13 protein-coding genes are annotated in these 15,057 nt (G+C 61.9%); 9 read left to right on the top strand and 4 right to left on the bottom strand.

Annotated features, from left to right (window positions below):
* Window positions 1-6 precede the first annotated feature (6 nt).
* From PQR62_RS17905 to PQR62_RS17885, 5 genes are all read left to right on the top strand, one after another.
* The gene (locus PQR62_RS17905) at window positions 7-1,227 is read left to right on the top strand and encodes an efflux RND transporter periplasmic adaptor subunit (protein WP_408159347.1); all 1,221 of its coding nucleotides are present in this window, start codon (window positions 7-9) and stop codon (window positions 1,225-1,227) included.
* A complete protein-coding gene (locus PQR62_RS17900; protein ID WP_408159346.1) occupies window positions 1,224-4,415 on the top strand; it encodes an efflux RND transporter permease subunit in 3,192 nt (1,063 codons plus the stop codon). Before PQR62_RS17905 ends, PQR62_RS17900 begins: the two co-directional genes overlap by 4 nt.
* A 55-nt stretch (window positions 4,416-4,470) precedes the next feature.
* Window positions 4,471-5,163, top strand: a complete 693-nt coding sequence (locus PQR62_RS17895; RefSeq protein ID WP_408159345.1) for a heavy metal response regulator transcription factor — start codon at window positions 4,471-4,473, stop codon at window positions 5,161-5,163.
* Window positions 5,164-5,170: 7 nt separating this feature from the next.
* Complete coding sequence (locus tag PQR62_RS17890) at window positions 5,171-6,667, top strand: heavy metal sensor histidine kinase (protein WP_408159344.1); 1,497 nt, start codon at window positions 5,171-5,173, stop codon at window positions 6,665-6,667.
* A 382-nt stretch (window positions 6,668-7,049) separates the two neighbouring features.
* Window positions 7,050-8,021 carry a lysozyme inhibitor LprI family protein gene (locus tag PQR62_RS17885; RefSeq protein WP_408159342.1) on the top strand — a complete coding sequence of 324 codons (972 nt, stop codon included), beginning with the start codon at window positions 7,050-7,052 and terminating at the stop codon, window positions 8,019-8,021.
* Between the two features lie 99 nt (window positions 8,022-8,120).
* Here the strand turns inward: PQR62_RS17885 and PQR62_RS17880 are convergent, their stop codons facing one another.
* Together PQR62_RS17880 and PQR62_RS17875 are read right to left on the bottom strand one after the other, a co-directional pair.
* Window positions 8,121-8,678 carry a DUF4337 domain-containing protein gene (locus PQR62_RS17880; protein ID WP_408159341.1) on the bottom strand — a complete coding sequence of 186 codons (558 nt, stop codon included), beginning with the start codon at window positions 8,676-8,678 and terminating at the stop codon, window positions 8,121-8,123.
* A 219-nt stretch (window positions 8,679-8,897) separates the two neighbouring features.
* Window positions 8,898-9,812: an AraC family transcriptional regulator gene (locus PQR62_RS17875; RefSeq protein WP_408159339.1), complete on the bottom strand. Its 915-nt coding sequence runs from the start codon at window positions 9,810-9,812 to the stop codon at window positions 8,898-8,900.
* A gap of 99 nt (window positions 9,813-9,911) precedes the next feature.
* On the opposite strand from PQR62_RS17875, the gene PQR62_RS17870 reads away from it, so the two are divergent.
* Window positions 9,912-10,655, top strand: a complete 744-nt coding sequence (locus tag PQR62_RS17870) for an SDR family oxidoreductase (protein ID WP_408159338.1) — start codon at window positions 9,912-9,914, stop codon at window positions 10,653-10,655.
* Window positions 10,656-10,739: 84 nt separating this feature from the next.
* On the opposite strand, the gene PQR62_RS17865 is transcribed toward PQR62_RS17870, so the two are convergent.
* Window positions 10,740-11,171, bottom strand: coding sequence for a DUF6691 family protein (locus PQR62_RS17865; RefSeq protein WP_408159383.1), 432 nt, complete (start codon window positions 11,169-11,171; stop codon window positions 10,740-10,742).
* Between the two features lie 4 nt (window positions 11,172-11,175).
* Window positions 11,176-11,625, bottom strand: coding sequence for a YeeE/YedE family protein (locus tag PQR62_RS17860; RefSeq protein WP_408159337.1), 450 nt, complete (start codon window positions 11,623-11,625; stop codon window positions 11,176-11,178).
* Window positions 11,626-11,899: 274 nt separating this feature from the next.
* Between PQR62_RS17860 and PQR62_RS17855 the strand changes: the two genes are divergently transcribed.
* The 3 genes from PQR62_RS17855 (at window position 11,900) to PQR62_RS17845 (ending at window position 15,056) form a co-directional block, all read left to right on the top strand.
* Complete coding sequence (locus PQR62_RS17855; protein WP_408159336.1) at window positions 11,900-13,087, top strand: SLC13 family permease; 1,188 nt, start codon at window positions 11,900-11,902, stop codon at window positions 13,085-13,087.
* Between the two features lie 207 nt (window positions 13,088-13,294).
* Window positions 13,295-13,639, top strand: coding sequence for a cobalt transporter (locus PQR62_RS17850; RefSeq protein ID WP_408159335.1), 345 nt, complete (start codon window positions 13,295-13,297; stop codon window positions 13,637-13,639).
* 76 nt (window positions 13,640-13,715) lie between these two features.
* On the top strand, window positions 13,716-15,056 hold the full coding sequence (locus PQR62_RS17845; RefSeq protein WP_408159334.1) for a TolC family protein: 1,341 nt from the start codon (window positions 13,716-13,718) through the stop codon (window positions 15,054-15,056).
* The last annotated feature ends 1 nt before the right edge of the window (window position 15,057 follow it).

The following is a 15,057-nucleotide window of genomic DNA, read 5'->3' as shown; positions in this document are numbered from 1 at the left end:
TTTCGGATGACAACCCAGTTCTCTAGCAAGCCCGGCGCCATCGCCTCAGCCTCAGCCCTTGTCATTGCTCTCGCGGCCGGCGGCGGCTGGTTCTTCGTGCAGCGTGCGCATGCCGAAAAAGCCCCGGAAAAGCCACAGACGCCGCCGGTCTCAGTAACCACGGTGCGCGTGCAACAGCGCGATGTGCCGCTGTACCTGAACGGCGTCGGCACCGTCACCGCCAACGCCAGCGTGACCGTCAAAGCGCGCATCGACGGCCAGCTGGACAAAGTCGCCTTCACCGAAGGCCAGGATGTGAAAGCCGGCCAGTTGCTGGCGCAGATCGATCCGCGCGCGCTGCAGGCGCAACTGGCGCAGGTTGAAGCACAAAAGGCCAAGGACGCGGCAACGCTGGCCAATGCCCGCCTCGATCTGCAACGCTACACCGGCCTGCGTCAGCAGGACGCCGCCACGCAACAGCAGCTGGATACGCAAAAGGCGCTGGTGTCGCAGCTGGAAGCCTCGGTCAAGACCGATGAAGCGCAAATCAGCTACGCCAAAGTGCAGCTCGGCTACACCACCATCAATGCGCCGATCAGCGGCCGCGTCGGCGCTCGTCTGGTGGATGCCGGCAATATCGTGCATGCCGCCGACGCCAACGGTCTGGTGGTGATCAACCAGATCGATCCGATCACCCTGGTGTTCACGCTGCCGGAAGAAGCCGTGCCGGCCATCAACCGGGCCCAGCTGGACGCCCAGCACCCGCTCAAGGTCACCGCCTACGCGCGCACCTCGCAAGAGGCGCTGGCCACCGGCAAGCTGATCCTGCTCAACAATCAGATCGACACCACCAACGGCACGGTGCAACTGAAGGCGCGCTTTGAGAACGGCAAGCATGCGCTGTGGCCGGGCCAGTACGTCAACGTCAAGCTGCAGATGGCCGAACGCGGCGCCGCGCTGACATTGCCGGCGGCCGCCATTCAGCGTAACCAGCAAGGCACTTACGTCTACATCATCGACGAAGAAAGCAGCGCCCGCATGCAGCCGGTCAAGGTCGAGCGGATTCAGGACAGCATCGCCGTGCTGGCCGACAACAGCGGTCTGAATCAGGATCAGCGCGTGGTGCTGGACGGCCAGTACAAGCTGAAGCCGGGCTCGCGCATCGTTGAGAACAAGCCTGCAGCGGCTCCTTCAGCTCCGTCAGCTCCTTCAGCATCCGCAGCCGACGCGAAAGGAAGCGCCAAGTGAGCGTCTCCGCCGCCTTCATCAAACGTCCCATCGGCACTACGCTGCTGGCCATTGCGATTCTGCTGGTCGGCGTCGCGGTGTGGCCGCTGCTGCCGGTAGCGCCGCTGCCGCAGGTCGATTTTCCGACCATCCAGGTCTCCGCCAGTCTGCCCGGCGGCAACCCCGAGACCATGGCCTCCAATGTGGCGCAGCCGCTGGAGCGTCAGTTTTCGCTGATCGCCGGCCTGACCCAGATGACCTCGCAGAGTTCGCTGGGCAATACCCAGATCACGCTGCAGTTCGATCTCAACCGCAACATCGACGCCGCTGCGCTCGACGTGCAGGCCGCCATCAACGCCTCCAGCGGCCAGTTGCCGGCCAATCTGCCGAACCCGCCGACCTTCCGCAAGATCAACCCGGCCGATTCGCCGATCATGATCATGTCGGTGCAGTCGGACGCGCTGCCCCTGACCGAGGTCAATGACTACGCCGACAACATCCTGGCGCAGCAGATTTCGCAGATCACCGGCGTCGGCCTGGTCAACGTCAACGGCCAGCAAAAACCGGCGGTGCGGATTCAGGTCGATCCGGCCAAGATCGCCACGCTGGGCATCAGCCTGGAAGATATCCGCGGCGTGATCGCCACCACCACCGTCAATCAGCCCAAGGGCACGGTGGATGGCGCGCGCCAGAGTTTCACGGTGTACACCAACGACCAGTTGCTGAAGGCCTCGCAATGGAACGACATGGTGCTGGCCTACCGCAACGGCGCGCCTGTCCACGTGCGCGACATCGGCGTGGCGGTGGACGGCCCCGAGAACAACAAGATCGCCGCCTGGGCCTTTGCCGGCGCTGCGGCTGAAGGCGACCGTCCGACCAATGGCCGCTCCATCGTGCTGGCCATCACCAAGCAGCCGGGTGCCAACGTGATCGAAACCGTGGGCCGCATCAAGGCCGCGCTGCCGCGTTTGCGCGCGGCGATTCCGGCCAGCGTGCATGTCAACACCCTGATCGACCGCACCCAGACCATCCGCGCCTCGGTGGAAGACGTCGAGTTCACCCTGATCCTGACCATCGCGCTGGTGGTGATGGTGATCTTCGTGTTCCTGCGCAACGTCGCCGCCACGCTGATCCCCAGCGTGACGGTGCCGCTGGCGATCATGGGCACGGCGGCGGTCATGTTTCTGGTCGGCTTCAGTCTCGACAATCTGTCGCTGATGGCGCTGACGATTGCGGTCGGCTTCGTGGTTGATGACGCCATCGTGATGCTGGAAAACATCTATCGCTACGTGGAAGAAGGCATGTCGCCGATGGAAGCCGCGCTCAAGGGCTCGGGCGAAATCGGCTTCACGATCATCTCGATCTCGGTCTCGCTGGTGGCGGTGTTCATTCCGCTGCTGCTGATGGGCGGCATCGTCGGCCGCCTGTTCCGCGAGTTCGCGGTGACGGTGACGCTGACCATCGGCGTGTCGGTGATCATCTCGCTGACGCTCACGCCCATGCTCTGTTCGCGCTTCCTCAGAAACACCCACGGCGAGCAGCACGGCAAGATGTATCAACTGTTCGAACGCTTTTTCGATTCCATGCTGAACGGCTACAAGCGCGGTCTGGATCTGGTGTTCAAGCATCAGTTCATCACGCTGCTGACCTTCATCGCCACGGTGGCGGTGACGGTGGTGCTGTTCATCATCATCCCCAAGGGCTTCTTCCCGCAGCAGGACAACGGCGTGATCGCCGGCTTCGCCGAATCGGCGCAGGACACCTCCTCCGCCGCCATGCGCGAGCGGCTGCTGAAGGTGGCCGATATCGTGCGGCGCGATCCGGATGTGACCGGCTTCGCCATGAGCGCCGGCGCCACCACCTTCAACACCGGCAATTTCTTCATCGCGCTCAAGCCCAAGGACGAAGGCCGCGAACTCAACGCCGACCAGATCATCGCGCGCCTGCGGCCGCAGGTGGCCAAGGTGCAAGGCATCAATCTGTTCATGCAGGCCAGCCAGGACATCAACGTCGGCGGCCGTCTGTCCCGCACGCAATATCAATACACGCTGACCGACTCCAATCTGGACGAACTCAATGTCTGGGCGCCGAAACTGGTGGAGCGCTTCCGTCAGCTGCCGCAACTGGCCGACGTCGTCTCCGATCAGCAGAACGCGGCGGCCACGGCCACCATCACCATTGACCGCGCACGTGCTTCCAGCTTCGGCATCTCGCCTTCGCTGATCGATGCCACGATCTATGACGCCATCGGCCAGCGTCAGGTGGCGCAGTATTTCACCCAGATCAACAGCTATCACGTGGTGCTGGAAGTCACGCCCGAACTGCAGCAGGACACCGCGCTGTTCGAGAAACTCTATCTGACCTCGCCGCTGACCGGCCAGCAGGTGCCGCTGTCGACCTTCGTCAAGATCGACACCACCAAGACCGCGTATCTGTCGATCGCGCACCAGAGCCAGTTCCCGGCGGTGACCATTTCCTTCAATCTGGCGCCGGGCGTGGCGCTCGGTCAGGCGGTCGATCTCATCCAGAAGACGCAAGCGGACATGGGCGTGCCGACCACGCTGACCGGCGCCTTCCAGGGCACCGCCAAGGCCTTCGGCGATTCGCTGTCGTCGCAGCCTTACCTGATCGCCGCCGCGCTGATTGCGGTGTATATCGTGCTCGGCCTGCTGTATGAAAGCTATATCCATCCGCTGACGATTCTCTCCACCCTGCCCTCGGCCGGCGTCGGCGCGCTGCTGATCCTGATGGCCGGCGGCTACGATCTCAGCGTGATCGCCCTGATCGGCATCATCCTGCTGATCGGCATCGTCAAGAAGAACGGCATCATGATGATCGACTTCGCGCTGACCGCCGAACGCGAAAAAGGCATGAAGCCGGAAGACGCCATCTATCAGGCCTGCCTGCTGCGTTTCCGGCCGATCATGATGACCACCATGTGCGCCCTGCTGTCGGGCCTGCCGCTGATGCTGGGCCACGGCGCCGGTTCCGAGCTGCGCCGGCCGCTGGGCTACGCCATGGTCGGCGGCCTGGTGCTGTCGCAGGCGCTGACGCTGTTCACCACGCCGGTGGTGTATCTGTATCTGGACCGCGCCCACTATTGGTACATGAACAAGAAGGAAGCCCGGGCCGCGCGCAAACTGGAGAAGGCGGGCAAGTCCGGAAAAACCGCTCAAGTAAGCCATGCCGGAGAATCGCCGCCGTTATAAAATCGCGCAATGCCGCAGCCGGACAATTCGTTCCGGCACGGCCCGTGGAGACCGCATGAAAATCCTGATCGTCGAAGATGAGCAAAAGATGTCCGACTACCTGTGCAAGGGCCTGACCGAACAAGGCTGCGCAGTCGATCTGGCGTCCAACGGCATCGACGGCCAGCATCTGGCGATCCAGCACGACTACGATGTGATCGTGCTGGACGTGATGCTGCCGGGTCTCGACGGTTTTTCGGTGCTGCGCTCGCTGCGCACCGTGAAGCAGACGCCGGTGATCATGCTGACCGCGCGCGACAGCGTGGAAGACCGCATCAAGGGCCTGCATGACGGCGCCGACGATTATCTGATCAAACCGTTTTCCTTCCTCGAACTGCTGGCGCGCCTGCAGGCACTGACGCGTCGCGGCCGTGCGCAGGAGCCGGCGCAACTGCGCATCGGCGATCTGCAGATCGATCTGATGAGCCGCAAGGCCTTCCGCAACGGCACCCGCATCGACCTCACCGCCAAGGAATTCGCGCTGCTGGCGGTGATGGCGCGGCGCCAGGGTGAAATCCTGTCCAAGACCGCCATCGCCGAACTGGTGTGGGACATGAATTTCGACAGCAACACCAATGTGGTCGAAGTCGCCATCAAGCGCCTGCGCGCCAAGATCGATGCGCCGTTCGGCCAGAAACTGCTGCACACCATACGCGGCATGGGCTATGTGCTGGAACCGCGTGCGGTCAGCGGCGAGCTGGACGACTGAGATGGACATGCATCCGCCTGCGGGCGCTTCCGGCAATGCCTCTGCGGCAGAAAATCCAAGCGATGCCGCTTCGCCTGCCTCGGCCGCATCGACCGGCAAACCAGGTCTGCTGCAGAGACTGACTGCGCGCCATTCCATCACCGCGCGGCTGGTGTGGATGTCGGCCGCCTCGGCGCTGTTCATCTTCGCGCTGACCGGCGCCGTGCTGTACACCGTGCTCAAGGGCGAATTGCTGCGGCATGAACGCGACGGCCTGCTGACCACCGTCAACGACATCAGCTACATGGTGTCGCGCGCCGGCACCACCGACCGCTGGGGCCGTGTGCAGCTCAAGCTGGATACCCTCTCGCAATCCGATCCGCGCGTCAGCTTCTGGGTCACCAGCGACGATCCACGCTTTCGTTACGGCGACATCAGCCGCCTCAAGGACCTGAGCTACGACGCCGTCAACGTCGGTCTGCAGCATGTGGAAGGCAAGGAGTATCCGCTGCACACCATGACCAAGGTGCTGATGCCGCTGGACGAGCGACCCGAAGTCAAGCTGACGGTCGGCATCGACACCGAACCCTATTTCGAAATGCGCCGCACTTTCCTGATCGCCACCACCAGCCTGTCGCTGCTGGGCATCATGCTGGCGATCCTGTTCAGCTACTGGATCGCGCGGGCCGGGCTGGCGCCGCTGCGCAGGATGTCGCAAGGGGCCAAGACCTTCAGCCCCAAGACGCTCTCCAAACGCATGGAGGTCGATGCGCTGCCGGGAGAGTTGTCGGATCTGGCACAGGCCTTCAACGGCGCGCTGGAGCGCATCGAATACGCCTACACCCAGCTCGAAGCCTTCAACGCCGACGTCGCCCACGAGCTGCGCACGCCGCTGGCCAATCTGATCGGCGAAACGCAGGTGGCCTTGTCGCGCGAACGCAGCGCCGAGGAATTCCAGTATGTGCTGCAATCGAATCTGGAAGAGCTGGATCGCATCCGCTCCATCATCAACGACATGCTGTTCCTGGCGCGTTCCGATCAGGGCGAAGCGGCGACCAGTCTGATCCGCAGCGTGGTGGCAAACGAAGTGCAAAAGACCATCGAGTTCTTCGAGTTCGTACTGGATGACATGCAGATGAGCGTCACCGTCAGCGGCGACACCGGCGCCAGCGTGATGATGGAAACCGCGCTGTTCCGTCGGGCGCTGACCAATCTGCTGCAGAACGCGATTCAGCATTCCGTCAGTGGCGCCAGCATCAACGTCAACATCGCGCTCAGCGAACAGGATGGCAGCGTGCAACTGACCGTGGCCAATCCCGGCGCCCCCATCGACAGCCGCCATCTGCCGCGCCTGTTTGACCGCTTCTATCGCATCGACAGCGCACGTCAGGACATCAACGGCAGCCACGGTCACGGCCTCGGTCTGGCGATTGTGAAGGCGGTGGCGCGCATGCACGGCGGCAAAGCCTTCGCCTACAGCACCGGCGGCATCACCAGCATAGGCTTCACGATTGCGCAGGCCTGAACTGATGCGATCTGCCGCAAAAAACATGGCGGCACCTTGCCGACTGCAACCCGAAAAACAGACCATCCACTACAAAATCAGGGCAAAAATCTACTCAAAACGGGCAGCTGCAGGGCCAAAAGTAAATAAGGTAAATCTTTGTTTTTTTTCGCAAAGATTTTTTTAAAAAGGCCTCTCTGATCCTCGTTTTGCTGCGTCGCGAGTAATGCAATCCTTCCGTCCATGGCATTCGTCACCATGGAGAACACAATGAAAACAAGCGAAGCATCACCAGCGCGGCAGAGCCTGCGCGAGCGCTCTCTCCATCACACGCGACGCAGCCGTTGAAGCGATCAGCGCACCTACCGTATTTACCGCAGTACTCTCTCCAGCGATATCCGACATGAAAAAATTCTCTTTGTATGCAGCCTGCTTTGCTGCGCATTGCGCCCTCATCTCGACCTCCGTCTTTGCCGCCAGTTTCGATTGCAGCCGCGGCGGGTCGGTCGCAGAAAAAATCATCTGCAAGGATGCCGAGCTCTCGGCGCTGGACGATCAACTGAGCAAGACTTACAAGCAGGCCAAAAAGAATTCCGCCGACAAACGTGCCTTTGCGACCGAGTCCGACAAGCTATGGAAATGGCGCGAACAGAATTGCCGCAACCGCGAATGCCTGGTGGATTGGTATCACCAGCGCCAGGCTGCGCTGGAAACCGACATCAGCAACGGCGGCAAGGTGATTGCACCGTCATTGCCTTCGCTGGCCAAGGCCGCCGCCTTGCCTGTCAGCGCGCCGCTGCCCTCGTCCGCCTTATCTTCAGCTGCCACGCCCGCGCCATCGCCAGTCGCCCCAACGATGGCTTTGTCCACACCTGCAGCTGTGACATCGAAACCGACAGCAAAAACTGCGACGTCGTTCGCGGTGTCATCGCTCGGCACTGCGGCAGTCGCAGCCATCAACACGGTGACGGCGAACAGCGACAAGCCGCCATCGATGCTGCAACTGAAACTGAGCTCGGCGCAGATCGCACACATTGCACCGGACGGCGCATCGCCGCGTCCGCATTATCTGAGCGTGGACAAGGGCGAATATTTTTACGCCGATCCTGAACTGGTTGAAAAAGGCGCGACCTCGCCGGTGGTCAGCGTGCGCTATCTGGGCATTGATCACGGCCAGCACATCATCGAAGCCAAGGCGCGCGGCGCGGTCATGCGTTACACCTGCAGCGCCGATTGCGTGCTGATCGGCAAACTGGTGCTGCCGGGCGACATGGAAAGAGATCTGGTGATCGTACCCAACGATCATCGCTCGCTGCCATCCCTGATCGTCAACGATGCGATGAACGGCTTGCTGGCGGAGTCGGTGGCGCGATAGAAAACAAGTGCCCGAAAAATAAAAAGGCGCAGCAAAAATATGCTGCGCCTTTTTACTTGCGGCGCCTCCAGAAATTCCAGAATGGCTGCCGGTAAAAACTTACATCAGCCCGAACAGGCCCACGCCCAGGAAGCCCAGCGCAATTACACCCAGTCCCAACGACATGTACACCAGAAAGCCCACGCTGGTGATGATCGCTGCCGAGGCCAGCACAATCGCCACCTGCAGCATGCCGGCCGCCATTTCCATTTTCTCGTACTTCTCCATGTAAGCCTTGGCTTCGTGCTCGGCCTCCTTGGCCTTGTGCGCCAGTTGTTTCTTGCCCTCGCCGCTCTTTTCATCGTCGTCGTAATGAGCGACGGCATCATCGAGCTTCGCGATGGCGGCGCGCACGCGCTCATCCTTGCTGTCTCCCAGCAAAGTCAGCTGCGTCTTGGCCAGCAGCGCGCTATTGCCGCGTATCGATTTGGCCTGAAAGAAGGCCCACAGATTGGCCGCTTCCTGATGCTTGAGGATGACTTCGGTCTGATACGACTTGCTCAGGGTTTCAGTGATCGCCAGGACTAAAGCGAGAATGGCGATGATCAAAGCAAGTTTTTTATTGCCGGAGGCGTGTGCATGCTCGGCATGTTCCAGGTTTTCTGTTGCTTCAGTCATGATGTGCGTCTTCGATTCCGGAAAGAAAGTTATGGTGATTGGCTGCTGCGCGCGTTAAACGCAGGCGTTTCACAAACGATCCAGAACTCTTTCGGTTGACTCGCATTCGCGCAGATCATGGCGCCGTCATCAATATCGCCGCCTCAAGCCGGACGCGGACCTCAGAAAAATTCCGCATGGCAATGCCCCAGCCAAAAAGCCTGCCGTGCAGGCTCCAAATCAGACTTCGATCTGTTCCCGCGCATACCGCATCGGCGGCAATCCGACATGGCGCGTGAAGGCCACGCTGAAGGTGCTGGCCGAGCTGTAGCCGACGCGCTCCGCGACCTCTGACACACCAGTCTCTTTGCTCCTGAGCATCTTTTTGGCCAGCGCCATGCGCCAGCCCAGCAGATATTCCATCGGCGCCACGCCCACTGCGCGCCGGAAACGTTCGAAGAAGGCTGAGCGCGACAAGGCCGCCTCCTTCGCCAGTTGCGCCACCGTCCACGGCGTGGTCGGACTTTCATGCATGCGGCGTATCGCCAGTGCCAGCCGGGCATCGGCCAGTCCGCGTAAAAGTCCGGGCGAGGCAGTAGTGCCCGCCGTCGAGCGCAAGGCTTCGATCAGCAGCACTTCCAGCAGACGCGCCAGGATCACTTCGCGCGCCGGCCGCCGCTCGCGGCATTCGTCGCCGACCAGTTGCACCAGCGTCGCCAGCCGGCTTTCGCCGCGCACCAGCACCACACGCGGCAACAGCGACACCAGCAAGGACGCGTCCGGCGAACCGAACGCGCAATGTCCGACCAGATACCTGACATCGTAAGGACCGTCCTGAATGCCGAGCCGGTATTCGCCATTCGGCAATCGGGTGGGCAGAAGATCGACATCATCAGCCGCGGTCGGCAACAGACTCGACATGGTGAAGCCCTGCGCCGAAGGCAGCAGCACGAAATCGCCGGGTTGCAAAGTAATGGTATCCAGACCGTCGGCGCTGAGGCGGGTGTTGCCTTCGATGATGGCGCAATAGAAAGGCTGGCCGAATTCGGCGCGGCGCACGTTCCAGCGTCCCGCCCCGCTCACCACCTTGGAGAATGGCGCGCCCGGCTGCAGCAGCCCGACGACTTCGGACAGCGGATCAACTAAATTCGTCATTACCGGACTCCTGCAAACAAATACTGGACTTTGAATTGTATCAAGTCCTGTCAGCACGATCTATCCTGCTTCTACCCCAACCAACCTTCAGGAGCTCTCATGAAAACCGTTCTGATCACCGGCTGCTCGTCCGGCTTTGGCCTCGACACCGCCCGCTACTTTCTGGAACGCGGCTGGAAAGTGATCGCCACCATGCGCACCCCGCGCGAAGATCTGCTGCCACGCTCCGACAATTTGCGCGTGCTGGCGCTGGACGTCACCAGCGCCGACAACATTCGCCAGGTCGTCGAAGCCGCCGGCCCCATCGACGTGCTGGTCAACAATGCCGGCATCGGCGTGCTCGGCGCGCTGGAAGGCATCAGCATGCAGACCGCACGCGAGGTCTTCGAGACGAACACCTTCGGCACCATGGCGCTGACGCAGGCGGTGCTGCCGCAGTTCAGGCAGCGACAGGCGGGCGTGATCATCAACGTCACCTCCAGCGTAACCCTGGTGTCGTTGCCGCTGCTGGCCGTGTATACCGCCAGCAAGGCCGCGGTCAATGCCTTCACCGAATCGCTGGCGCTGGAACTGGCGCAATTCAATATACGCGTCAGTCTGGTCTTGCCGGGTCGCTCGCCGACCACCCGTTTCGGCGAAAACGCGCAATCGCGCATGCAGAGCAGCATCCCGGAAGCGTATGCGCCGCTGGCGCAGAGCATCTTCAGCGAATGGGGCAAGCCGGCCGATGTCACGCTGGCAGAGGACGTGGCCGAGGCGGTGTGGCGCGCAGCCACCGATCCGGCCTCGCCAACACGCATTCCTGCCGGCGCTGATGCAGTGGCAGTGGCGGCGAATCTCTGAGCCTTCAAAAAAGCAAAGGCACGGCTTGCCAACTTATCGGCAAGCCGTGCCATTAGCGATTCCTGAAAGATCGCAGCCCGTACTTCAGCCGCGCGCTCGTTTGCTGCGCGCCGCTTCAAGCAGTTCGAACACCAGCATCCCCAGCAGCATCGCTGCCACAAAGCCCCAGGCCTTGGGTGCGCCGCTCAGCAGATTGACCAGCGCCGGGCCGGGGCAAAATCCCGACAGGCCCCAGCCTATGCCGAAGGCGATGCTGCCCAGCACCAGTCTGAGCGTGATGCCGCTGGCGGTCGGCAGTTGCAGCGGCAACCCCAGCCAGGACGCACGGCGACGGCGCGCGATGAAAAATGCCAACGCGGCGACGGCAATCGCGCCCAGCATGACAAAGACTAGCGACGGATCCCAAGTGCCGGCGAGGTCGAGAAAGGCCAGCACCTTGCCCGGGTTGGCCATGCCCGAGACGATCAGGCCGAGTCCGAATATCAAGCCCGCCAGCAAGGCGGAGAGCAGCAGCAACATGTCAGCCTCCGCCCAGATGACGCAACACAAACACGGTGACGAAACCGGCGGCCATGAAGCAGGCGGTCGCCACCATCGAGCGGCGAGCGCCGCGCGACAAACCACAGACCCCATGCCCGCTGGTGCAGCCGCCGGCATAACGCGTCCCCAGCCCGACCACGAAACCGGCGATCAGCACTGAGGGCCAGCCGGCATCGATGTCGGCATTGGCAGCGAAACCCAGCGCCGTCGCCAGCAAAGGCGCGCAGATCAATCCGCCCAGAAAGGCGATGCGCCAGCCGCCATCGGCACGCGCAGGCCGGTTCAGCCAGCCGGAGATCAGTCCGCCCAAGATGCCGCTGATGCCGGCGATGCGCCCGGCCAGCAAGAGCAGCAAGGCGGCAGACAAACCGATCAGAAGTCCGCCGGCCAGCGACAGCCCCGGCGTGAAATGATGCCAGTCGATCAACATGAAATTCCTTTCCGAGTGCCTGTTATGCTTGCAGGCGAATCTGGCAGGCGCGAAAATTTCGCGCCGCCGAAACCGGCATCATATTGCAAGCACGGGCTGCTGCAACAGCTTTGCCTGCATGCGACGGTATCGATGCGGCCGGACAGAGATCACTACAGATCGGCACCGGAACAAAACCGTCCGCGCCCATTCCAATGCCCATCCGCATCGGGCGCCCGTGCTTCATGCTGCATGATCGTCACCCTCACCATCGACCATAACAAACACAAACAAGATGTCCGCTCCCACTCAGCACGATTTGAATACGCCGCCTGTCGCCGCCCAGGCACACTCTTCTCCGCCGCAACAACAGCGGCCGCTGCGCCGGCTGGCCGCTTCCTTTCTGCGCGACCGCCTGTTGCATATCCTCCTGCTGCTGTGCGTGCTGCTAAGCCTCGGCCAACTGACGCGGCTGCCCGAATATCCGCGCTGGATAGAATGGAACACGATCTGCACGCTGGCCGGCCTGATGCTGCTGACCAAGGGCATAGAACTGAGCGGTTATCTCGACCACATCGGCCGTCAGTTGCTCGCCCGCATGCACAGCGAGCGCATGCTGGCCCTGTTTCTGGTGAGCGCATCGGCGCTGCTGTCGACGGTGCTGACCAACGACATCGCGCTGTTCATCGTGGTGCCGCTGACGCTGGGCCTGCGCAAGACTTCATCGCTGCCGGTCGGCAAGCTGATCATTTTCGAGGCGCTGGCGGTGAATGCCGGCTCGCTGCTGACACCGATCGGCAATCCGCAAAACATTCTGCTGTGGCAACAATCGCATCTGTCCTTTGCCGCCTTTACCTGGCAGATGGCGCCGCTGGCGGCGGCCGGTTTCGCGGTGCTGCTGATCGCGACTTGCTGCGCCTTCCCTGCGCAGCAGATCAAAGTATCCGGACAGGACGACAGCCATGCCTGGAATCTGCGCCAGTTGCTGGCCTGCGCCCTGCTCTATGCGGCGTTTGTGGCGGCGGTCGAAAGCGGTTTCTCGGCCTGGGGCTTGCTGGCGGTGGTGCTGTTCATGCTGCTGTGCTATCGCCATATCCTGCTGGATGTGGACTGGAGCCTGATCGCGGTCTTCATGCTGATGTTCATCGACATTCATCTGCTGACCGAGATCGGCCTGCTGCAGCAATGGCTGCAAGGCATCGTACATTTCTCGCAAGGTGCGGTGTTTCTGACCGGCGTATTGGGCTCGCAGATCATCAGCAATGTACCGGCCACCATCCTGCTGCTGGAATATCTGCCGGCCGGCAAGACCATCGCCTACGCAGTGAATGCCGGCGGCTTCGGTTTCGTGCTGGGCTCGCTGGCCAATCTGATCGCCCTGCGCATGGCCGATGAAAAAGGCATCTGGCTTCGATTCCATTTCTATTCTGTGCCCTTGCTGGCGATCAGCGCCGCGCTGGCCTGGCTGTTGCTGATGCTCTGAGCGCGCCATCGCAGACGCGGCATGCGGGCGCTGTACCGTGTGCAGCGGCAAGGATTTTCGCTTGCACTGATCTGCATCAGCGCAACAGCCGCCGGCCGTCGGTGTCGATAAAAAACTTGCGCGCAGATTTTTCCGACGGCGATGATGACGTTATAATCTGCCGCCATGCGCCGTACACTCCTCATCCTTCTGATCTTGCTCTTGCCCATGCAGCTGTCCTGGGCGGCGGTGGCATCGTATTGTCAGAATGAAAGCAGCCAGGCGTCTTATCACTTCGGGCATCACGAACATCAGGATGCCGCCAAGTCCGTATCAGCTGCGGCTACCCTCGATACCCTCGATAGCGCCGACAACAGCAAGGCGCCGGACAATGCCAAAGCGGATGTCGAATGCGGCCTCTGCCATGTGTCCTGCTACAAGTCCGTCTGTTCCTATCCGCAGCTGAAGGCCCCGGCAGAATTCCAGCCGGCGCTGCATCTGCCGCTTCCGTCCACCTTCTCCTCGCATATCGCCGACGGCCCTGAAAAGCCCAACTGGCAGCTCGCCGCTTAACTCGGCGACGTCCCTCCCTCCGTTTTTACCTGTCGGATACCTCGCCGAATTCTTCCCCCTATTTCTGGAGAATTTGATGCTCAGGTTTTACTTTCCTGTCGGATTGGCGATGCTGCTCGCCGGTCCGGCCCATGCGCAATCTATCGGCGTTCCCGGATCACGAACTCTTGATTCACGCGCGCTTGATTCACGCGTTCCTGATTCACGCACCCACGATCTCGCAGCGCAAAGCAGCGCCGCAGAACAAGCCCTGAGGCCGCTCAGCCTGCCCGATGCGATCAGACTGGCCTTTGAACGCAACAAGACGCTGTCCGCCGCCCGGCTCGAAATAGACGCCGTCGCCGCCACCATCATGCAAGCCGGAGCACGACCCAATCCCGAGCTGTCGGCCTTGATGGAAGACACCCGCAAGTCCACGCGCACCACCACCTACCAGCTCAATCAGCCGATCGAACTGGGCGGCAAGCGCAGCGCGCGCATCGAGGCCGCCCAGCGCGCCCACGATATCGCGGTGCTGGATTTCCTGAACCAGCGTGCGGAACTGCGCGCCGGTATCAGTGCGGCCTACTTCGATACCCTGATCGCGCAAGAGAAACTCAGGCTCACTCAGGATCTGCTCAAGCTGAGCGAACGTTCCAGCAACATCACGGCGCGCCGCGTCAGCGCCGGCAAGATTTCGCCGGTGGAAGAAAGCAAGGCCAGAGTCGCCGATGCCAATGCGAGGCTGGCGCTCCATCAGGCGCGCAGCGATCTCACACTGGCGCAGCGCAAGCTGGCAGCCTACTGGGGCGAGAGCCATCTCGATGCGCGTTTCACGCTGACGGCGGATGCCGCGCAAACGGTGCCGGATCTGCCCGAGCTGGCCGGTTTTACCCGCCGCGTCAGTGATGGCCCGGCCGTCAGACTGGCGCGTCTGGAAGTCGAACGCCGCCGTGCACTGGCTCGCATCGAAAGCAGCAAACGCGTGCCCGATCTGACGCTCAGCCTGGGCAACAAACGCGATGAAGAAGCCGGCCGCAACATGTGGGTGGTCGGGTTCTCGATCCCGATTCCGGTGTTCGACAGCAACCAGGGCAATGAGCTGGAAGCGCTGCGCCGTCTCGACAAGGCGCGTGATGAGCAGGCTGCGACCGAACTGCGCATCCAGGGTGAAGCGGCGCAAAGCTACGAGCGCATGCGCAATGCCGCACAAGAAGTGGATGCCTTGCGTCAGGACATCATCCCCGCCGCCGAAAGCGCCTTCAATGCCGCCAGCAAGGGCTTCGAGCTGGGCAAGTTCAGCTTCCTCGACGTGCTGGACGCGCAGCGCAGCTACTTCCAGGCCAAATCCCAATACTGGCAAGCCCTTTCCAACGTCCATCAGGCTGCGGCCGAACTGGATCGCCTGGCCGGCCCGGACCGCACAGAAAACGAATGAG

The organism is Herbaspirillum lusitanum, assembly GCF_046025995.1.
Classification (GTDB): Bacteria; Pseudomonadota; Gammaproteobacteria; order Burkholderiales; family Burkholderiaceae_D; genus Herbaspirillum; species Herbaspirillum lusitanum_A.
Note: the sequence above shows the minus strand (reverse complement) of the source record. Positions and strands in the feature narration are given on the sequence as shown.

Bases quoted from the DNA above. Each gene is read 5' to 3' on its own strand.
- PQR62_RS17905 (WP_408159347.1), top strand. From the start codon at position 7: ATGACAACCCAGTTCTCTAGCAAGCCCGGCGCCATCGCCTCAGCCTCA.
- PQR62_RS17895 (WP_408159345.1), top strand. From the start codon at position 4,471: ATGAAAATCCTGATCGTCGAAGATGAGCAAAAGATGTCCGACTACCTG.
- PQR62_RS17890 (WP_408159344.1), top strand. From the start codon at position 5,171: ATGCATCCGCCTGCGGGCGCTTCCGGCAATGCCTCTGCGGCAGAAAAT.
- PQR62_RS17885 (WP_408159342.1), top strand. From the start codon at position 7,050: ATGAAAAAATTCTCTTTGTATGCAGCCTGCTTTGCTGCGCATTGCGCC.
- PQR62_RS17880 (WP_408159341.1), bottom strand. From the start codon at position 8,678: ATGACTGAAGCAACAGAAAACCTGGAACATGCCGAGCATGCACACGCC.
- PQR62_RS17875 (WP_408159339.1), bottom strand. From the start codon at position 9,812: ATGACGAATTTAGTTGATCCGCTGTCCGAAGTCGTCGGGCTGCTGCAG.
- PQR62_RS17870 (WP_408159338.1), top strand. From the start codon at position 9,912: ATGAAAACCGTTCTGATCACCGGCTGCTCGTCCGGCTTTGGCCTCGAC.
- PQR62_RS17860 (WP_408159337.1), bottom strand. From the start codon at position 11,625: ATGTTGATCGACTGGCATCATTTCACGCCGGGGCTGTCGCTGGCCGGC.
- PQR62_RS17855 (WP_408159336.1), top strand. From the start codon at position 11,900: ATGTCCGCTCCCACTCAGCACGATTTGAATACGCCGCCTGTCGCCGCC.
- PQR62_RS17850 (WP_408159335.1), top strand. From the start codon at position 13,295: ATGCAGCTGTCCTGGGCGGCGGTGGCATCGTATTGTCAGAATGAAAGC.
- PQR62_RS17845 (WP_408159334.1), top strand. From the start codon at position 13,716: ATGCTCAGGTTTTACTTTCCTGTCGGATTGGCGATGCTGCTCGCCGGT.